The organism is Streptomyces sp. V3I7 (assembly GCF_030817495.1).
Classification (GTDB): Bacteria; Actinomycetota; Actinomycetes; order Streptomycetales; family Streptomycetaceae; genus Streptomyces.
In genome coordinates this window covers 1220893-1240389 of the sequence record NZ_JAUSZK010000001.1, presented here as the reverse complement: position 1 = coordinate 1240389, position 19497 = coordinate 1220893, and the positions used below count along the sequence as shown (strand labels likewise).

20 protein-coding genes and 1 pseudogene are annotated in these 19497 nt (G+C 70.2%); 19 read left to right on the top strand and 2 right to left on the bottom strand.

The genetic code is table 11. The features are described from left to right. Positions 1–34: 34 nt before the first annotated feature. From QFZ74_RS05940 to QFZ74_RS05930, 3 genes are all read left to right on the top strand, one after another. A complete protein-coding gene (locus QFZ74_RS05940) occupies positions 35–1477 on the top strand; it encodes a site-2 protease family protein (protein ID WP_307619720.1) in 1443 nt (480 codons plus the stop codon). Positions 1478–1526: 49 nt separating this feature from the next. After that, a complete protein-coding gene (locus tag QFZ74_RS05935; protein ID WP_307619719.1) occupies positions 1527–2429 on the top strand; it encodes a tRNA (adenine-N1)-methyltransferase in 903 nt (300 codons plus the stop codon). Between the two features lie 232 nt (positions 2430–2661). After that, positions 2662–3240, top strand: coding sequence for a hypothetical protein (locus QFZ74_RS05930; protein WP_307619718.1), 579 nt, complete (start codon positions 2662–2664; stop codon positions 3238–3240). 41 nt (positions 3241–3281) lie between these two features. On the opposite strand, the gene QFZ74_RS05925 is transcribed toward QFZ74_RS05930, so the two are convergent. Beyond that, positions 3282–3587 (bottom strand): ferredoxin, encoded by a 306-nt coding sequence (locus QFZ74_RS05925; protein WP_307619717.1) that lies wholly within the window; start codon positions 3585–3587, stop codon positions 3282–3284. Between the two features lie 243 nt (positions 3588–3830). Between QFZ74_RS05925 and arc the strand changes: the two genes are divergently transcribed. The 6 genes and pseudogenes from arc (at position 3831) to prcA (ending at position 9675) form a co-directional block, all read left to right on the top strand. Then, positions 3831–5597, top strand: coding sequence for a proteasome ATPase (gene arc / locus QFZ74_RS05920; RefSeq protein ID WP_307619716.1), 1767 nt, complete (start codon positions 3831–3833; stop codon positions 5595–5597). A gap of 231 nt (positions 5598–5828) precedes the next feature. Further along, the gene (gene dop, locus QFZ74_RS05915) at positions 5829–7340 is read left to right on the top strand and encodes a depupylase/deamidase Dop (RefSeq protein WP_373462350.1); all 1512 of its coding nucleotides are present in this window, start codon (positions 5829–5831) and stop codon (positions 7338–7340) included. 186 nt (positions 7341–7526) lie between these two features. Continuing rightward, complete coding sequence (locus QFZ74_RS05910; RefSeq protein ID WP_307619715.1) at positions 7527–7745, top strand: ubiquitin-like protein Pup; 219 nt, start codon at positions 7527–7529, stop codon at positions 7743–7745. Positions 7746–7872: 127 nt separating this feature from the next. Further along, positions 7873–8059: pseudogene (locus tag QFZ74_RS05905) on the top strand (recombination endonuclease VII); the annotation flags it as partial. Further along, positions 8011–8856 carry a proteasome subunit beta gene (gene prcB / locus QFZ74_RS05900; protein ID WP_307619714.1) on the top strand — a complete coding sequence of 282 codons (846 nt, stop codon included), beginning with the start codon at positions 8011–8013 and terminating at the stop codon, positions 8854–8856. The pseudogene QFZ74_RS05905 and the gene prcB, both read left to right, overlap by 49 nt. 60 nt (positions 8857–8916) lie before the next feature. Then, positions 8917–9675 (top strand): proteasome subunit alpha, encoded by a 759-nt coding sequence (prcA, locus tag QFZ74_RS05895; RefSeq protein WP_307619713.1) that lies wholly within the window; start codon positions 8917–8919, stop codon positions 9673–9675. Positions 9676–9759: 84 nt separating this feature from the next. Here the strand turns inward: prcA and QFZ74_RS05890 are convergent, their stop codons facing one another. Further along, positions 9760–10776 (bottom strand): LacI family DNA-binding transcriptional regulator, encoded by a 1017-nt coding sequence (locus QFZ74_RS05890; protein ID WP_307619712.1) that lies wholly within the window; start codon positions 10774–10776, stop codon positions 9760–9762. Positions 10777–10943: 167 nt separating this feature from the next. Here QFZ74_RS05890 and QFZ74_RS05885 point away from each other — a divergent pair, with 167 nt between their 5' ends. From QFZ74_RS05885 to tatC, 10 genes are all read left to right on the top strand, one after another. Beyond that, positions 10944–12203: an MFS transporter gene (locus tag QFZ74_RS05885; protein WP_307624053.1), complete on the top strand. Its 1260-nt coding sequence runs from the start codon at positions 10944–10946 to the stop codon at positions 12201–12203. A gap of 9 nt (positions 12204–12212) precedes the next feature. Continuing rightward, positions 12213–13574 (top strand): Pup--protein ligase, encoded by a 1362-nt coding sequence (gene pafA / locus QFZ74_RS05880; RefSeq protein WP_307619711.1) that lies wholly within the window; start codon positions 12213–12215, stop codon positions 13572–13574. A gap of 144 nt (positions 13575–13718) precedes the next feature. Then, complete coding sequence (locus tag QFZ74_RS05875) at positions 13719–14723, top strand: FKBP-type peptidyl-prolyl cis-trans isomerase (RefSeq protein ID WP_307619710.1); 1005 nt, start codon at positions 13719–13721, stop codon at positions 14721–14723. Between the two features lie 95 nt (positions 14724–14818). Further along, positions 14819–15193 carry an FKBP-type peptidyl-prolyl cis-trans isomerase gene (locus QFZ74_RS05870; RefSeq protein ID WP_307619709.1) on the top strand — a complete coding sequence of 125 codons (375 nt, stop codon included), beginning with the start codon at positions 14819–14821 and terminating at the stop codon, positions 15191–15193. 120 nt (positions 15194–15313) lie between these two features. Further along, on the top strand, positions 15314–16267 hold the full coding sequence (locus tag QFZ74_RS05865; RefSeq protein ID WP_307619708.1) for a YafY family protein: 954 nt from the start codon (positions 15314–15316) through the stop codon (positions 16265–16267). Between the two features lie 19 nt (positions 16268–16286). Continuing rightward, positions 16287–17366: a YafY family protein gene (locus QFZ74_RS05860; RefSeq protein ID WP_307619707.1), complete on the top strand. Its 1080-nt coding sequence runs from the start codon at positions 16287–16289 to the stop codon at positions 17364–17366. 53 nt (positions 17367–17419) lie between these two features. Then, on the top strand, positions 17420–17680 hold the full coding sequence (locus tag QFZ74_RS05855) for a hypothetical protein (RefSeq protein ID WP_307624052.1): 261 nt from the start codon (positions 17420–17422) through the stop codon (positions 17678–17680). Between the two features lie 10 nt (positions 17681–17690). Continuing rightward, positions 17691–17885, top strand: coding sequence for a hypothetical protein (locus tag QFZ74_RS05850; protein WP_307619706.1), 195 nt, complete (start codon positions 17691–17693; stop codon positions 17883–17885). A gap of 259 nt (positions 17886–18144) precedes the next feature. Beyond that, positions 18145–18429: a Sec-independent protein translocase subunit TatA gene (tatA, locus tag QFZ74_RS05845; RefSeq protein WP_307619705.1), complete on the top strand. Its 285-nt coding sequence runs from the start codon at positions 18145–18147 to the stop codon at positions 18427–18429. Positions 18430–18476: 47 nt separating this feature from the next. After that, on the top strand, positions 18477–19427 hold the full coding sequence (tatC, locus tag QFZ74_RS05840; protein WP_307619704.1) for a twin-arginine translocase subunit TatC: 951 nt from the start codon (positions 18477–18479) through the stop codon (positions 19425–19427). Positions 19428–19497 lie beyond the last annotated feature (70 nt).

Sequence of the window (19497 nt, the reverse complement as noted above, 5' to 3'; positions counted from 1 at the left end):
CAGGCGCGGAGGACGCTTCGAACGAGGGGACACCGTGGACGTGAGCGGCGGGAGCGGGCACTCGCGACCCGGCAAGGACAAGCCGGCCGAGCACCCCTCAACTCCAACAACCCCGGAGCCCCCCGGGCCCGAGCACACCGCCGCACCGGCCGAACCCACCGGCGACGACGCGGCCGACGACAAGCCGAAGGCGGACACCGACACGGACGGCGAGCCCACCGGCGCCGCCGACGCCCCCGCCGACGACAGCGGCAGCGCCCCGCGCACCCTCGCCGACTCGGGCAGGACGGAGCCCGCCGAAGGCGAGGGCCCGCGACGGTCGAAGGACCCCGGCGGCGGACTGCTCATGGGGCGCGTCTTCGGAGTGCCCGTGTACGTGGCGCCCAGCTGGTTCCTCGTCGCCGCCCTCATCACCTGGGTGTTCGGCGGCCAGCTCGACCGCGTCCTGCCCGAACTCGGCTTCGTCCGCTACTTCGTGTCGCTCTTCTTCGCGGTCGCCTTCTACGGCTCCGTCCTCGTCCACGAACTCGCGCACACCGTCGCCGCCCTCCGCTTCCAGCTCCCGGTCCGCCGCATCCAGCTCCAGTTCTTCGGCGGCGCCTCCGAGATCGAGAAGGAGGCCGAGACCCCCGGCCGGGAGTTCGTGCTGGCCTTCGTCGGCCCGCTGCTCTCCCTCGTCCTCGCCGGCGTCTTCTACGCCGCCCTGCAGTTCGTGCGGCCGGGCACCGTCCCCGGCGTCCTGCTCGCCGGCCTGATGGTCTCCAACGTCCTCGTCGCCGCCTTCAACCTGCTGCCCGGCCTGCCCCTCGACGGCGGCCGCATGCTCCGCGCCGTCATCTGGAAGATCACCGGCAGGCCCATGAGCGGCACCGTCGCCGCCGCCTGGGCCGGCCGCGCCCTCGCCCTCTCCGTCCTGATCGGCCTCCCGCTGCTCAACCAGTACGGCATCCTCGGCGACGGCGGCCAGGACATCAGCAGCTTGGGCACCCTCACCGACGCCCTGCTCGCCGCGATCCTCGCCGCGATCATCTGGACCGGCGCCGGCAACAGCCTCCGCATGGCCCGCCTGCGCGAGCACCTCCCGGAACTGCGCGCCCGCGCCCTCACCCGCCGCGCCGTCCCCGTCGAGACCGACACCCCCCTCTCCGAGGCCCTGCGCCGCGCCAACGCCGCCGGGGCCCGCGCGCTGGTCGTCGTCGACGCCGACGGCAGCCCCCTCGCCCTGGTCCGCGAGGCCGCCATCGTCGGCGTACCCGAGCACCGCCGCCCCTGGGTCGCCGTCAGCGGCCTCGCGGCGGACCTCACCGACGGCATGTGCGTCTCCGCCGAGCTGGCCGGAGAGGACCTCCTCGACACGCTCCGTGCCACCCCGGCCACCGAGTACCTGGTCGTCGAGGAGACGGGCGAGATCTACGGCGTCCTGTCCGCCGCCGACGTCGAGCGCGCCTTCGTCAAGGCCATGGCCCGCACCCCGTGACGATCACCCAGTGGTCGGCGACCCCCGCAAACGCCGGTAGTCTGGTCACATGTCCGAACCGACCGGTGCCGCCCGCAGGCGCGGGCCCTTCAAGGTCGGGGACCAGGTTCAGCTGACCGACCCCAAGGGCCGCCACTACACGTTCACGCTCGAAGCCGGGAAGAACTTCCACACCCACAAGGGTTCCTTCCCGCACGACGAACTGATCGGCGCTCCCGAGGGCAGCGTTGTCCGCACCACCGGCAACGTGGCCTACCTCGCGCTGCGCCCCCTGCTCCCCGACTACGTCCTGTCCATGCCCCGCGGGGCCGCCGTGGTCTACCCCAAGGACGCGGGGCAGATCCTGGCCTTCGCCGACATCTTCCCCGGCGCCCGCGTCGTGGAGGCCGGCGTCGGCTCCGGATCGCTCAGCAGCTTCCTGCTGCGCGCCATCGGCGACCAGGGCATGCTGCACTCCTACGAGCGCCGCGAGGACTTCGCCGAGATCGCGAAGCAGAACGTCGAGCGCTACTTCGGCGGCCCGCACCCCGCCTGGCAGCTCACCGTCGGCGACCTCCAGGACAACCTGTCCGACACCGAGGTCGACCGCGTCATCCTCGACATGCTCGCCCCCTGGGAGTGCCTGGAGGCCGTCTCCAAGGCGCTCGTCCCCGGCGGCATCCTCTGCTGCTACGTGGCCACCACCACGCAGCTCGCCCGGACCGTCGAGTCCATCCGGGAGATCGGCTGCTTCAACGAGCCGACCGCCTGGGAGACGATGATCCGCAACTGGCACATCGAGGGCCTGGCCGTCCGCCCGGACCACCGGATGATCGGCCACACCGGCTTCCTGCTCACCGCCCGTCGCCTCGCCGACGGCGTCGAGCCGCCCATGCGCCGCCGCCGCCCCGCCAAGGGCGCCTACGGCGAGGACTACGCCGGCCCCAACGCCGACGGCGGAGCCGGCCGCTGAGCCGGCCCCCTTCGCACCACCAACGCACAGGCGCCGCAGCCCAGTTCCCGGGTCCGACCCGGAACTCGGCCGCGGCGCCTGTGCGTTGACAGGGCGCCACACTCCGTGAGCCCGCGGCGCCCGCGAGGCCGCCGCCTGCGGAAATCCCGTACCCCGCCGTTCCCTGGCGGTGTGACGTGTGGCACCATGCTGGCCACCCCCACCGGCACAGCCCTCGCAGGAGACACTCCTAGTGCAGCCATCCGCCGTTCCGGAACTCGCGCACACGCATCCGCGCCCCATCCACTGGGTCGCCACCGCGACCGCCGTCGCCGGCGTGGTCGCCCTCTCCTCGGTCCTGCAACCGGGCTCGGCCACGGCCGCCCAGCCCGCCGCCGCCCCGAAGGCGCCCCCCGCGCCCGCGGCCACCGCACCCACCACCCGAGGCGTCGATTTCCCTCTCACCTGCGGGCCGGTGAAGGCCCTGGTGGTCAAGAAGGCCGCCGGGGACCTCGACGGCGACGGCCGCCCCGAGACGGTCGCCGTCGTGCACTGCGACGCCCCCATGGGCACCCCGCCCGACGGCGTCTACGTCCTCACCCGGGGCACGGGTGACGCGCGGCCCCGCGTCGTCGCCACCCTCGTCGACCCCAAGGACCGGCGCACCGTCACCGACTTCACCGTCCACGACGCGGCCGTCGACGCCACCCTGCTCGGCTACTCCTCAGCCGCCGTACCGAGTTGCTGCCCCGATCTGAAGACCGCGACCAAGTGGCAGTGGAACGGCCGCGCGTTCATCCGCTCCACCCAGGCCGAGGCCGGCAACGCCTGACGCAAGACGTCAGGCTCTGCTCACCACGCGTGGCTGACGCGTCACTCCGCGTCAGGTCCGTACAACTCGATCTTGTCCGAAACGCGACGCACATGAATGCAGTCGCCCGGACATTCCTTCGCGGAGTCCACCACGTCCGTGAGAAGCGGCAACGGCACCGGTGTCACTGCCCCCTTGGCCTGCAGCAGCTCGTCGTCCGCGCCTTTCACATAGGCCAGCCCGTCGATGTCCAACTCGAACACCTCCGGCGCGTACTGGGCGCAGATACCGTCGCCCGTACACAGATCCTGGTCGATCCAGACCTCCAGCGCCTCGTCGTCGCTTCGGGTCTCCTGCTGCACGGTCATCTCTCCTGCCATTTCTACGTCGAGCCCGCGGGAATCCGGCCAGCTCTGACGGGTGTTGAACTCTTCGACCCTACCTCCGGCGGCTTCCCAATCATGTTCGGTGGGTATTTGCCTGGCGTGAGGGAGAGCGCAAGGGTGAAGATCGGACACTCCTTGACAGTGTTTGTGATCTAGGGGTTTCAATCGACACCCACCCAGGTAGGGTCTGGAAGCGTCCAGCTCCCCTTGGAGGAGGTGAGGACCGTGGCAGCCCACGACGACGACATGAACCGCGGCATCCGCCCGGGGCGGGGGTCCGAAGACCCGGCCGGGCAGATCGCCTATCTTGAGCAGGAGATCGCCGTCCTGCGACGCAAGCTCGCCGACTCTCCGCGGCACACGAGGATTCTCGAGGAGCGGATCGTCGAGCTGCAGACCAATCTGGCCGGAGTGTCCGCTCAGAACGAGCGGCTCGCCAACACGCTCCGCGAGGCTCGCGACCAGATCGTGGCCCTCAAGGAAGAGGTCGACCGGCTCGCTCAGCCGCCCGCAGGCTTCGGAGTCTTCCTCCAGGCCAACGAGGACGGCACGGCCGACATCTTCACCGGCGGCCGCAAGCTCCGGGTCAACGTCAGCCCGAGCGTCGAACTCGACGACCTCAGGCGCGGCCAGGAGGTCATGCTCAACGAAGCGCTCAACGTGGTCGAAGCGATGAGATACGAGCGCGTCGGGGACATCGTCACCCTCAAGGAGATCCTTGAGGACGGCGAGCGCGCCCTGGTGCTCGGGCACACCGACGAGGAGCGGGTGGTGCGGCTCGCCGAGCCGCTGCTGGACGTCACCATCCGCCCCGGCGACGCCCTGCTGCTCGAACCGCGCTCCGGCTACGTCTACGAGGTCGTCCCCAAGAGCGAGGTCGAGGAACTCGTCCTCGAGGAAGTCCCCGACATCGGCTACGAGCAGATCGGCGGCCTCGGCAACCAGATCGAGGCCATCCGCGACGCCGTGGAACTTCCGTACCTCTACCCCGACCTCTTCAAGGAGCACGAACTGCGGCCGCCCAAGGGCGTCCTGCTGTACGGGCCTCCCGGATGCGGTAAGACGCTCATCGCCAAGGCCGTCGCCAACTCGCTGGCCAAGAAGGTCGCCGAGGTGACCGGCCAGGCCGCCGGCAAGAGCTTCTTCCTCAACATCAAGGGCCCCGAGCTCCTGAACAAGTACGTCGGTGAGACCGAGCGGCAGATCCGCCTCGTCTTCCAGCGCGCACGGGAGAAGGCCAGCGAGGGCACCCCCGTGATCGTCTTCTTCGACGAGATGGAGTCGCTCTTCCGCACCCGTGGCTCCGGTGTCAGCTCGGACGTGGAGAACACCATCGTCCCGCAGCTGCTCGCCGAGATCGACGGTGTGGAGGGCCTGCAGAACGTGGTCGTGATCGGCGCCTCGAACCGCGAGGACATGATCGACCCCGCCATCCTGCGGCCCGGCCGGCTCGACGTGAAGATCAAGATCGAGCGTCCGGACGCCGAAGCGGCCAAGGACATCTTCGGGAAGTACCTCACCGAGCGCCTCCCGCTGCACTCCGACGACCTCGGCGAGCACAGCGGCGACAGGGTGATGACGGTCCAGAGCATGATCCAGACCGCGGTCGAGCAGATGTACGCCGAATCCGAGGAGAACCGCTTCCTGGAAGTCACCTACGCTAACGGTGACAAGGAGGTCCTGTACTTCAAGGACTTCAACTCCGGCGCCATGATCGAGAACATCGTCGGGCGCGCCAAGAAGATGGCGATCAAGGAATTCCTCGAGCACAACCAGAAGGGCCTTCGCGTCTCGCACCTCCTCCAGGCCTGCGTGGACGAATTCAAGGAGAACGAGGACCTTCCCAACACCACCAACCCGGACGACTGGGCCCGGATCTCCGGCAAGAAGGGCGAGCGGATCGTCTACATCCGTACGCTCATCACCGGAAAGCAGGGCGCCGACACCGGCCGCTCCATCGACACGGTGGCGAACACCGGGCAGTACCTGTAAACGGAAGGGCGGCTGCGGGTGCCCCGACCGGGCATCCGCAGCCGTCCGTTTTCCGGGGCACGCCGGAACAAGGCAATGACGTAAATGATCTCCCCACCAGTGCAAAGGCGTTCTAGGCTCTTCGGTACCGCCGAGTCGCACCGTGCGGGGACGGGCACCGCACACGCACCGGAGCGCCAGCGGTACTAGGGGCACCCACGACCGAGGGCGCCGCCGGGCAAGGAGGGCCGCATGACCGTACGGCGAGTAATGGGCATCGAGACGGAGTACGGGATCTCCGTCCCCGGCCACCCCAATGCCAATGCCATGCTCACCTCGTCCCAGATCGTCAACGCCTACGCGGCGGCGATGCACCGGGCCCGCCGGGCCCGCTGGGACTTCGAGGAGGAGAACCCGCTGCGGGACGCCCGAGGCTTCGACCTCGCCCGCGAGGCCGCCGACGCCAGCCAGCTCACCGACGAGGACATCGGCCTCGCCAACGTGATCCTCACCAACGGCGCCCGGCTCTACGTCGACCATGCCCACCCCGAGTACAGCGCCCCCGAGGTCACCAACCCCCGCGACGCCGTCCTGTGGGACAAGGCCGGCGAGCGCATCATGGCCGAGGCCGCAGAGCGTGCCGCGGCGCTGCCCGGCGCGCAGCCGATCCACCTGTACAAGAACAACACCGACAACAAGGGCGCCTCCTACGGGACGCACGAGAACTACCTGATGAAGCGGGAGACCCCCTTCTCGGACATCGTGCGCCATCTGACGCCCTTCTTCGTCTCCCGCCAGGTCGTCACCGGCGCCGGCCGCGTCGGCATCGGTCAGGACGGCCACGAGCACGGTTTCCAGCTGAGCCAGCGGGCCGACTACTTCGAGGTCGAGGTGGGTCTGGAGACGACCCTCAAGCGCCCGATCATCAACACGCGCGACGAGCCGCACGCGGACGCGGAGAAGTACCGCAGGCTCCACGTGATCATCGGCGACGCGAACCTGTCGGAGATCTCGACCTACCTCAAGCTCGGCACCACCTCCCTCGTGCTGTCCATGATCGAGGACGGCTTCATCGCCGTCGACCTGGCGGTGGACCAGCCCGTTCGCACCCTCCACCAGGTCTCCCACGACCCCACGCTGCAGAGGCTGGTCACCCTCCGCAGCGGCCGGACCCTCACCGCGGTACAGCTCCAGATGGAGTACTACGAGCTCGCGCGCAAGTACGTCGAGGAGCGGTACGGGGCGGACGCCGACGACCAGACCAAGGACGTCCTGTCCCGCTGGGAGGACACCCTCAACCGACTCGAGAACAATCCGATGAGCCTCGCCGGCGAGCTGGACTGGGTCGCCAAGCGCGAGCTCATGGAGGGCTACCGCCGCCGCGACGACCTCGGCTGGGACGCCGCCCGGCTGCACCTGGTCGACCTCCAGTACGCCGACGTACGCGCCGAGAAGGGCCTGTACAACCGTCTGGTGGCCCGTGGGCGCATGAAGCGCCTGCTGGACGAGGCCGAGGTCGAGCGGGCCCGTACGAAGCCGCCGGAGGACACCCGGGCGTACTTCCGCGGGCGCTGCCTGGAGCAGTACGCGGACGATGTCGCGGCCGCCTCCTGGGACTCGGTCATCTTCGACCTCCCGGGCCGGGACTCGCTCCAGCGGGTCCCGACCCTCGAACCGCTACGCGGAACGCGAAATCACGTCAAGGAACTCCTGGACCGCTGCCGCACGGCGGAAGACCTGGTCAGGGTCCTCTCCGGAGACTGACCCGGGCACACGCGCCGGCCGGGCGGGGTGGAAACCCCCGCGGCAGGGAATCATCGAGGTGGTCCCCGTACGTTGGAGAAACTGCGGGGCCGATGTCGGACCCGGCTTGTAGGGTCTGATCATCACCATTCGGCGGGATTGCCGACCTGCCGACCCATGTCGGGCGAACTGAGCGGGGTGAGGGATATGGCGACCAAGGACACCGGCGGCGGCCAGCAGAAGGCGACGCGCTCCACCGAGGAGGTCGAGGAGCAGGCGCAGGACGCACAGGCTTCGGACGAACTCAAGGAGCGTCACGAGAAGCTGAGCGACGATGTGGACGACGTCCTCGACGAGATCGACGACGTCCTCGAGTCCAACGCCGAGGATTTCGTTCGTTCCTTTGTTCAAAAGGGCGGCCAGTAGCCTTCGGATCGAAGGCTTCGGGGGTTCGGGTCGGCCGGTGAGCGGTTCCGGAGGGCTGCTCGCGGTGGAAGCTGTGCACACCGCGAGCAGTCTCCGCGCTCGGCAGGGCGACGCATGAAGCCCCATGGCTGTTCACGTGGATCACGGCCGCGAGACGGGTAGGGTCCGTGGCGTACCGTGCTTCATCCGCAATTCGGCGAGCGGCACCCAGGGGGCCGGACCCCGACGCCGCACGCCGGGCCGCCGCCTATCCGGAAGGAATCTCGTGGAAGCCAACACTCATGGCACCGGGCGTCTACCAGCTGCCTTCCTGACGCCCGGGTCGTCCTCGTTCATGGACTTTCTTGCCGAGCAGCAGCCAGAGATGCTGCCCGGGAAGCGTCAGCTGCCGCCCACGCAAGGTGTGATCGAGGCGCCGCACGGCACCACGATCGTGGCCGCGAGCTTCCCCGGGGGCGTGGTGCTCGCCGGTGACCGGCGGGCGACGATGGGCAACGTCATCGCGCAGCGGGACATCGAGAAGGTCTTCCCGGCGGACGAGTACTCGGCCGTCGGCATCGCCGGCACCGCCGGTCTGGCCGTGGAGATGGTCAAGCTCTTCCAGCTGGAGCTGGAGCACTTCGAGAAGGTCGAGGGCGCCCAGCTGTCGCTGGAGGGCAAGGCCAACCGGCTGTCGACCATGATCCGTTCCAACCTGGGCATGGCCATGCAGGGCCTGGCCGTGGTCCCGCTCTTCGCGGGCTACGACGTCGGCCGCGACCGGGGCCGGATCTTCTCCTACGACGTCACCGGCGGCCGCTCCGAGGAGCACGGCTACGCCGCCACCGGCTCCGGTTCGGTCTTCGCGCGCGGTTCGATGAAGAAGCTGTTCCGGGACGACCTGTCCGAGGACGAGGCCACCACGCTGGTCGTCCAGGCCCTGTACGACGCGGCGGACGACGACTCGGCGACCGGCGGTCCCGACGTCGCGCGCCGGATCTATCCGATCGTCACCGTGATCACCGAGGACGGTTTCCGCCGGCTCAGCGAGGAGGAGTCGGCCGAGATCGCCCGCTCGGTGCTGGAGCGGCGCCTCGCGCAGCCCGACGGTCCGCGGGCGGCGCTGCTGTAACCGCGCGGCCGGTCTTATCAAGGTGATCCTCTGACTCCGACAGAAAGGGACGGATAACCGGTGTCGACGCCGTTCTACGTCTCACCTCAGCAGGCCATGGCCGACCGGGCGGAGTACGCCCGCAAGGGCATCGCGCGTGGCCGCAGCCTGGTCGTGCTGCAGTACTCCGACGGCATTGTGTTCGTCGGTGAGAACCCGTCCCGCGCGCTGCACAAGTTCAGCGAGATCTACGACCGGATCGGTTTCGCGGCCGCCGGCAAGTACAACGAGTACGAGAACCTGCGCATCGGCGGCGTGCGGTACGCGGATCTGCGCGGCTACACCTACGACCGCGACGACGTGACGGCCCGCGGTCTGGCCAACGTGTACGCCCAGACGCTGGGCACGATCTTCTCCAGCGCGGCCGAGAAGCCGTACGAGGTGGAGCTGGTCGTGGCGGAGGTCGGTGAGACGCCGGAGGGCGACCAGATCTACCGGCTGCCGCACGACGGGTCGATCGTGGATGAGCACGGCTCGGTCGCGGTGGGCGGCAACGCGGAGCAGATCAACAGCTTCCTGGACCAGCGGCACCGCGAAGGCATGACGCTGGCGGAGGCGCTGAAGCTGGCGGTGCAGGCGCTGTCCCGGGACGCGAACGGCAGTGAGCGGGAGATTCCCGCGGAGCGGCTCGAGGTCGCGGTGCTGGACCGCACGCGCCCGCAGAAGCGCAAGTTCAAGCGGATCGTGGGCCGCCAGCTGTCCCGTCTGCTGGCGGGCGACGGCACCGCGGCCACGGAGGCCGACACCGCCGAGGACGACGAGGGCCCGGAGGAGAAGTAACCGGGCACCGTCCCTCCCTGTACGACCCCGCGCCCCGGCCGGTTCCCACCGGTCGGGGCGCGGCCGTGTCCGCGGCCGGGGCTCTCAGAGCCGCCGTGGCGGCGCCGTCGAGCCCCGTACGACCAGTTCGACCGGGATGTCGCCGCCCTCGGGCTCACGGCCCTCCAGGACCGCGAGGAGCGCCTCCATGCCGCGCTCGCCGAACAGCTCGGCGTCCAGACGCACGGTCGTCAGCTCGGGATCGATGGCGGTGGCGAGGGCGAGGTCGTCGAGGCCGGTGACCGAGATGTCGTCGGGGACGCGCAGGCCGAGGCGGCGCAGCGCCTTGTAGGCGCCCGCGGCCAGCTTGTCGTCGTCACAGACGACGGCGGTGGGCCGGGGGCCGGGCGCGGCGAGCGCGGCCTCCGTGGCGGCCCGGGCGCCGTCGATGGAGATGGGGGCGCGGACGGTGCTCAGGTCCGTGCCGGGGACGGCGCCCACGCGCTGCGCGAGCTCACGCGCGCGTACCTCGAAGGTCCACGAGGCGACGTCGGCGGCGAGATGCAGGAAGCGGCGGTGGCCGAGCCCGAACAGATGGCCGGCGACCTGGCGGACACCGTCGGCGATGTCGAGGTTCACCGTGGCCGCGCCCAGGCTGCCGGCGGGGTCGCTGTCGAGCATGACCAGGGGGAGCTGGTCGCCGCGGATGGCGGTGAGGGCGTCGGCGGCCATGGAGGAGGCGATGACGCCGTCGAGGGCGGCCTGGGCGGAGCCGAAGGGGCTGCGGGCGGGGCCGACGCCCGCGGGGGAGGGGTAGAGGACCACGCCGAAGCCGTGCCGGCCGGCGACGCGGGCCGCGCCGGTGTAGACGCCGGCGAAGAACTCGGTGGTGAGGGCGGGGACGACGAGCAGGACGGTGCGGGTGTGGCCGAGGCGCAGGTTGCGGGCGGCCAGGTTGGGCCGGTAGCCGAGGTCCTGGGCGGCCTGCCGGACGCGCTGGGCGGTGGTCTCGGCGACGCGGCCGCGCCACTTGTCGCCGAGGACGAGGGAGACGGCCGCCTGGGAGACCCCGGCGGCCTGGGCGACGTCACGGCTCGTCGGGCGCGTGGTGCTGCGTGCCACCGTGGGGGTGCTCCTTCGTCTGGCTGGTGCGCGGCTGGACCGCTGAACGCGGCTGGACTGCTGAACAGCGCACATGGTACGTATGACCACTGACGTTATACGTAAAACTACGCGATGCTCCGAGGCCGGTGAGTGCCACGGGCGAGCCGGTGGAGGACAGAGGACTGATGGCCGCGGGGTACCTGGAGATCCTCAAGGCGAGACACGCGGCACGGTTGCTCACGGGCACGCTGGTGGGCCGGCTGCCGAACGCCACGGCCGCGATCGCGCTGATGCTCTTCGTCCGCGCCGAGGGCGGCACGTACGCCCTGGCCGGCGCGCTCGCCGCGGTGTACGGCATCGCCAACGCCGCCGGACAGCCCGTGCTCGGACGCCTGGTGGACATGTACGGGCAGCCGCGGGTGCAGCTGCCCGCCGCGGTCCTCTCGGCGCTCGCGATGACCGTCTTCGCCTTCTCGGGCACCGACCCGCTGCCGCTCGCGTACGCCGCCGTCGCGGTCGCGGGGCTGTTCACGCCGCCGCTGGAGGGCGGCCTGCGGGCGCTGTGGCCCTCGGTGCTGCGCCGCGAGGACCAGGTGCACACGGCGTACGCCATGGACGCGATCGCGCAGGAGGTGATGTTCACCGTCGGCCCGCTGCTGGTGACCCTGTGCGTGTCGCTGTGGTCGGAGCGGGCCGCACTGCTGATCCTCCAGCTCCTCGGCGTGCTGGGGGCGCTCTCCGTGGTGGTCTCGCCGCCCTCGCGCGCCTGGCGCTCGGCGCCGCGCGAGGCGCACTGGCTGGGCGCCCTGAGGTCGCCGGGCCTGCTGGTGCTGCTCGCCTCGTTCCTGTTCGTGGGCGTCGCGCTCGGCTCCATCACCGTCGCCTCGGTGCCCTACGCCGACAGTCACGGCGGGGGCCTGGTGTACGGCTGGCTGATGGCGGCGCTGGGCCTCGGCGCGCTGGTGGGCGGCACCGTCTACGGGGCGCGGCAGTGGAGCGGCGCACCGGAGCGGCGGCTGCGGGCGCTGGTGGGGCTGCTGGCGGTGTTCTACCTGCCCCTGCCGCTGATGCCGGGTGCGGTGGCGATGGTGCTGCTCACGGCGTTGTCGGGGGTGTTCCTGGCGCCGTGCATCGCCTGCGCGTTCGTGATCGTGGACCGGCACGCGCCGAAGGGCACGGTCACCGAGGCGTTCTCCTGGCTGGTGACGACGTTCACCGTGGGCACGTCGGCCGGCGCGGCCGTCGCGGGCCCGGTCGTCGAGGCGGGCGGTGCCCTGTGGGGCTTCGCCGTGCCGGCCGTCGCGGGGGCCGTCTCGCTGCTGGTGCTACTGGGCACCGGACGGGTCCTCGCAGCTCCCGCCGCGGGCGCGGTCGTTGCGGCTTCATCGGAAAATGATCCAAATCGTGCTGTCGAACCCCGTTTCAGCTCAGGGGATCGGGCGTAATGTTCACTCATGGACCGCCGCATTTTCGGGCTGGAGAACGAGTACGGCGTCACGTGCACGTTCAGGGGACAGCGCCGCCTGTCGCCTGACGAGGTGGCGCGGTACCTCTTCCGCCGTGTCGTGTCATGGGGCCGTAGCAGCAATGTCTTTCTGCGGAACGGCGCCCGGCTCTATCTCGACGTGGGCTCACATCCGGAATACGCGACACCCGAATGTGACAACGTGACCGAACTGGTCACCCACGACAAGGCCGGAGAGCGCATTCTCGAAGGGCTTCTGGTGGACGCGGAGCGACGCCTGCACGAGGAAGGAATCGCAGGCGACGTCTACCTGTTCAAGAACAACACGGACTCGGCGGGCAACTCCTATGGTTGCCACGAGAACTACCTGGTGGCGCGGCACGGGGAGTTCTCCCGGCTCGCGGACATCCTCATTCCGTTCCTGGTGACGAGGCAGCTGCTGTGCGGCGCCGGCAAGGTGCTGCAGACGCCGCGCGGTGCGGTGTACTGCGTGAGTCAGCGGGCGGAGCACATCTGGGAGGGCGTCTCCTCGGCGACGACCCGCTCCCGTCCCATCATCAACACCCGTGACGAGCCGCACGCGGACGCCGAGCGCTACCGCCGTCTGCACGTCATCGTGGGCGACTCCAACATGTCCGAGACGACGATGCTGCTCAAGGTCGGGGCCACGGACCTCGTCCTGCGCATGATCGAGGCGGGCACGGTGATGCGGGACCTGACCCTGGAGAACCCGATCCGGGCCATCCGCGAGGTCAGCCACGACATCACCGGGCGCCGCAAGGTGCGCCTGGCCAGCGGCCGCGAGGCGTCGGCCCTGGAAGTACAGCGCGAGTACTACGAGAAGGCCGTGGACTTCTGCGAGCGCCGGGGCATCCGCACCGGCACGGTCGAGCAGGTCCTGGAGCTGTGGGGCCGCACGCTCGACGCGATCGAGTCCGAGGACCTGGACCGGATCGACACCGAGATCGACTGGGTCATGAAGTACAAGCTCATCGAGCGGTACCGGGCCAAGCACAACATGACGATGTCCCATCCGCGGGTCGCGCAGATAGACCTCGCCTACCACGACATCCACCGCCGTCGTGGGCTCTACTACCTGCTGGAGAAGAAGGGCCAAGCCACCCGGATCTGCAACGACTTGAAGATCTTCGAGGGCAAGTCGGTTCCGCCGCAGACCACTCGGGCCAGGCTGCGCGGCGATTTCATCCGCCGCGCCCAGGAGCAGCGCCGGGACTTCACCGTCGACTGGGTGCACCTGAAGCTCAATGACCAGGCGCAGCGCACGGTGTTGTGCAAGGATCCGTTCCGTTCCGTCGACGACCGGGTGGAAAAGCTGATCGCCGGAATGTGATCAGAACGCTTGTGGGCAAAGCGTCTTGGCACAGAAGTGCCGGAACGCCACACGGGCGCCGTACGTTTCCCGTACGGCGCCCTTCTCACGCCGTAGAGTTGCGCGCACGCCATCAACAAGATCGACCGATTACGAGGCCTTACCGTGCGCCGACGCTCACTTCTCCTCGCCGCCGTACCCGCCGGACTGGTCACGCTTGCCGCATGTGGTGACGACAAGTCCGCTTCGAGCAAGGCGAGTCCGTCGCCGTCGGGCTCGGCGTCGTCGGTGCCGCCACCGAAGATCGTGGAGGGCCCGCTGCCGGCCATCACGGCAGGCAAGAAGTTCGGCGAGAAGCCGACGGTGGCCAAGGGCGACGGCGAGCCGTCGAAGGACCTCGCGGTCAAGACGGTCATCGCCGGCGGCGGGCGTACGGTCGCCGAGAACGACTTCGTGCAGGCCAACTACCTGGGCCAGGTCTGGGCCACGGCGAAGGTCTTCGACAACTCCTACGACCGCAAGACGCCGTTGGTGCTCCAGCTGGCCAAGGGCAGCGTCATCGACGGCTGGCGGTACGCCCTGCAGGGCAAGAAGGTCGGCAGTCGCGTCGAGATGGCGGTGCCGCCGACCTGGGGCTACGGCTCCTCGGGCAACGCGCAGGCGGGTATCAAGGGCACGGACACACTGGTGTTCGTCGTGGACCTGCTGGACAGCTTCAACTCCAAGAGCTCCGCGAAGGGCAAGGAGGTCCCGCAGAACGACGCCGCCCTGCCGAAGGTCGGCACGAACACGAACGGCAGCGCGCCCTCCATCGACGTCCCGAAGAGCGACCCGCCCACCAAGCTCGTCTCGGAGTACGTGCTGGAGGGCGACGGGCCCGCGGTCAAGGCGGACCAGTCGATCCTGTGCCAGTTCAAGGGCATCGTCTGGGACGGCGGCAAGACGTTCGAGCAGACGTACGGATCGGGCCGGTTGAGCCAGTTCTCGGTGCAGCAGATGCAGCAGGTCCTCAAGGGGCTGGCGCAGGGAGTGACCGGCAAGAAGGTCGGCAGCCGGATCCTGGTCGTCGTGCCGCCGAGCCTGGGCTACGGCGACACGCCGCCGCCCGGAGGCGTCATCAAGAAGGGCTCCACGCTGGTCTTCTCCCTGGACATCCTGGCCGCGATGTAGTGGCGCGGGCTGGAAAACGCCCGTTGGAGGCGTCATGCGCGGCGGGATGAAAGACTGACCGCGTTACGAGTCGTACACAAGCAGGAGCTAGAGACGTGAACATCGACAAGCCCGAGATCGACTTCCCGGAAGGCGACGCGCCGACGGACCTCGAGATCGTGGACATCTGGGAGGGCGACGGCCCGGAGGCGAAGGCGGGCGACTTCGTCAAGGTTCACTACGTGGGCGTGGCCTTCTCCACGGGCGAGGAGTTCGACGCCTCCTGGAACCGCGGTAAGCCGCTGGAGTTCCAGCTGGGCGCCGGACAGGTCATCGCCGGCTGGGACCGCGGTGTGCAGGGCATGAAGGTCGGCGGCCGCCGCCGGCTCACGATTCCCGCCCACCTCGCGTACGGCGACCGCGGTGCGGGCGGCGGCCTGATCGCCCCCGGCGAGACGCTGATCTTCGTCTGCGACCTGGTCGCGGTCTGATCGGATCCGATCACCTGGGGCCCATGCCTGCTCGGGCATGGGCCCTCGGCTTTGGCCGGGCCGCCGCGGAGCGGTACGGTCATCGGTCGTAAGGACCATAAGGGAAGGTGAAGGGCGTCGATGGCCATTGCCAAGGCCGAGCGGCTGATGAACCTCGCGCTGTGCCTGCTGTCGACCCGGCGGCCGCTCAGCAAGCGGGAGCTGCGCGGCTCCATCGAGGCCTACCTCGAAGCCGGGACCGACGACTCCTTCAACCGGATGTTCGAGCGGGACAAGGACGATCTGCGCGAGCTCGGCCTCGTCATCGAGACCGTCGAGAACATCGAGGGCGACGTCGGCTATCTCGCCCGCCGCGACAGCAACCGCCTGCCGGCCATCACGCTGGACGCCGAGGAGGCCGCCGCCCTGGGGCTCGCCGCCAAGGTGTGGCAGCAGGCCCGCCTCGCCGGCGCGGCCAGCGGCGCCCTGCAGAAGCTGCGCGCGGCGGGTCTCCCCGAGGACGTCGATCCGTACGAACCGCACGGCGCGCTGGAGCCGCGGATCCCGGTCCACGAGACCGCGTTCGAGCCGCTGATGCTCGCCTGCCGTGATCGCCGGCCGGTCCTCTTCGACTACCGCAAGGCCACCGCCGCCCGCCCCGAGCCCCGGCATGTGGAGCCGTGGGCGCTGGAGTGCTGGCGCGGCCACTGGTACCTGGCCGGCTGGGACCGCGACCGGGGCGCCGAGCGCGTGTTCCGGCTGTCCCGGATCACCGGCAAGGTGCGCTCGCGCGGCACCGGCTTCACCGCGCCGGTGCCGGACGTCGTCACCGTGCGCGAGACCGTCGCGGGCTGGGCCGGCGAGATCACCGACCGCTCGGCCCTGATCCGGCTGCGCTCGGGCGCCGGGTACCCCCTTCGAGCGAAGGCCACCGCCGTTCGGGAACTCGGCGAGGGCTGGGACGAGTTGGAGATTCCGTACGGGCACGGCCTCGATGCTTGGCTGGTGGAGTTCGGGCCCGATGTGATGGTGCTGGAGCCGGCCGAGCTGCGCGCGGACGTGGTGGACCGGCTGCGTGCCGTGGCCAAGGGCTGAGGGGGAGCGGAGCAAGACAGTGGCAGGCAAACCGGTCAGGCCCGTGAACGCCATCGACCAGACGCGGCGGATGCTCTCCCTGGTGACGTACCTGCGGGAGCGCCCCGGCGCGCGGGTCGCCGACGTCGCGCGCGCCTTCGGCATCACCGAGGACGAGCTGGTCTCCGACCTCGACGTGCTGCCCATGTGCGGCACCAGCTTCCGCGGCGGCGACCTGCTGGACATCGACACCGACGGCGAGCGCATCTGGTGGCACAACCCCGCCGCGCTCGGCGAGGAGGCGGCCGAGCCGTTGCGGCTGGCCGCCGACGAGGCGACCGCGCTGCTGGTGGCCGCCCGCGCCGTGGCCACACTGCCCGGCCTGCGCGAGAGCGACCGGCAGGCGCTGCTGCGCGCCACGGCCAAGGTCGAGACGTCGGCCGGCGAGGCGGCGGGCGCCAGCTCACGCCTGTCGGTGACCTTCGAGTCCGAGGGCGGCGTCTTCGCCGATGTCGACCGCGCGATCTCCGAGCGCCGCCGGCTGTGGATCCGCTACTACTCGCCCGCCCGCGACGAGGTCACCGAGCGCGAGATCGACCCCATCCGCCTGGTCAGCGTCGGGCACACGTACGTCGAGGCGTGGTGCCGCCGCTCCGAGGCGCGCCGCACCTTCCGCCTCGACCGGGTCGCCGAGATCCGCATCCTCGACGAGCCGTCCGCACCGCCGGAGGTCGAGCTGCGGGACCTCTCGGAGAGCCTGGTGCAGCCGGCCGCCGAGGACCCGGAGGTCGTGATCGAGGTCGGCCCGGCCGGCCGCTGGGTCGCCGAGTACTACCCGCACGACAGCGCCGAGGAGCTTGCCGACGGCGGCCTGCGCATCACCCTGCGCACCCCCGACCCGACCTCGCTGCGGCGCCTCGCGCTGCGGCTCGGCCCCGACGGCCGCATCGTCTCGCCCCCCGAACTGGCCGACAGCGCCCGCCGGGCGGCCCGCGACGCCCTCGCGGCGTACGAGGCCGCCCCGGCGATACCGGGCGGACCACCGGGAGACCGGGCGGCGCGGGGAGAGGGGCCGGACGACAGCGAGGGGCCGGACGACAGCCAGGAGCGAGGGCGTTGAACGAGACTCGGGTGAGCGGTGCGGGGGAGTGGGCCCGACAGGACGCGAGCGGGATGACGGTCGCGTCCGCCTTCGCCGGGATGCGGCGCGTGGTCCCCGTCGTCTACCGGGCCGCCTGCCCGGACTGCCGCAACTGCTACGAACTCTCCCCGGGCGCCCTGCGCCTGGCCATAGGCGCCAGCAGCCGGACGACGTTCTACTCCTTCACCTGCCCGGAGTGCGGCGCCGCCGTCCGCAAGCCCGCGGGCGAGCGCATCGTCGAGCTACTCACCGGCGGCGGGGTCAGCACCCTGCGCCTCTACTCCACGGTCTAGGCTCGACGCCATGTTCTGGCCGATGTTCGCGGTAGCTGTGGGTTTCGTGTCTCTCGCCGTCCTCGGCGTGTTCGCCATCCGGGTGTTCCTGGAGGCGCGGCGTCTGGGGCAGCAGGTCACGGACTCCGCGAGCCGTATCAACAGGGCCGCCGAGGACCTGGAGCGGGCGGCCGCGAGCGCGGCCCGCGCCGCCGACTCGCTGTGACGCTCGCCATGCCGGCCGGGTACGTTCCAGGCCGTGGGGGCCATGCCGTACTCCTCCCTGTCACAGGGTCGGGGCAGGCAGGTACGCTGCTGCTCGCGGTGCGAAGGACGAGGCCCGCACCGCGGACCGGGACGACGTACGGGGATTGCCTCACGTTTACCCCCGAGCGTTACGATCGCTGCGACCACGATCGCTCGGACGCCTGCCCGACTGGTCGGACAGCACCCACCCAGCCGCCTCGGTGAGAAGGTAAAGACTTATGTTCGGAAGGCTCGGAGCCCCCGAGATCATTCTCATCCTCGTCGTCATCATCCTGCTGTTCGGCGCGAAGAAGCTTCCGGACATGGCCCGCTCGCTCGGCAAGTCCGCGCGCATCCTCAAGAGCGAGGCCAAGGCGATGAAGGACGACGGCGGTTCGTCCGCTCAGGCCGCCCAGCCGGACACCGGCGAGCAGGCCCCCTCGCAGCGCACCATCCAGGCGGCCCCCGGCGACGTGTCCAGCTCCCGGCCGGTCACCGAGCCGACGGACACCACCAAGCGCTGACGCCCGGCCGGAGACCTCCGGCCGGCCGCACGAGATGAGGACGTGGGTTGCTCAAGTCTGCCCGCAAGAAGGAGAAGGACCCCGAGGGGCGGATGCCCCTTGCGGACCACCTGCGTGAGCTTCGCAACCGGCTCGCGAAGGCGATGCTGGCCATTGTCGTGGTGACGTGCTTCGCCGCCTTCTTCTACAACGACATCATCAACGTCGTCACCAAGCCGATTCTGAACTCGATCGGCTGTGCCAAGTCCTTCGAGGAACTGGCGAAGGCGCACGACGGAAGCCAGCCCTGCGCGCGGATCACGATCAACGGTCTGCTCGGACCGTTCACGCTGGCGTTGAAGGTCTCCCTGATGGCCGGCGTCGTGGGTGCCTCCCCGGTGTGGCTGTACCAGCTGTGGGCGTTCGTCGCCCCCGGTCTCCACAAGCACGAGAAGAAGTACGCGCTCGGCTTCGTGGGTACCGGCGCGCCGCTCTTCCTCGGCGGCGCGTACTTCGCGTACAGGGTGCTGCCCACCACGGCGAAGGTCCTGATCGGGTTCACCCCGAACAATGCCGACAACCTGCTGCCGCTGGACGACCTGCTCGACCTCGTCATGCGCATGGTTCTCGTCTTCGGTCTCTCCTTCGAGCTGCCGCTGCTGCTGATCATGCTCAACCTGACCGGTGCGATCACCGGCAAGCGCATGCTCGGCTGGTGGCGCGGGATGATCCTGGGCATCACGGTCTTCGCGGCCGTCGCCACCCCCAGTACGGACCCGCTGACCATGCTGGCCCTCGCCGGTCCCATCTGGATCCTGTACTTCGGCGCGGTCGCCTTCTCGCTGCTCAACGACCGGCGCAGGCAGCGCCGCGCCGCTCTCGGTCCCGGTGACGACGAGGCCTCCGACCTCGACCTCACCCCCGAGGCGATAGAAGAGGTCGAGTCCGTCTCGGCCGGGCGGATGCTGCCCGAGCAGGCGAGCGGGGACCGGGTCGACGGATACGACGACGTCACCTGACCGGCCCTGGCCGAACCCGTTCGATCGAGGTGCCCCTGACCCCCCTCGGGATCAGGGGCACCCGGCGTTG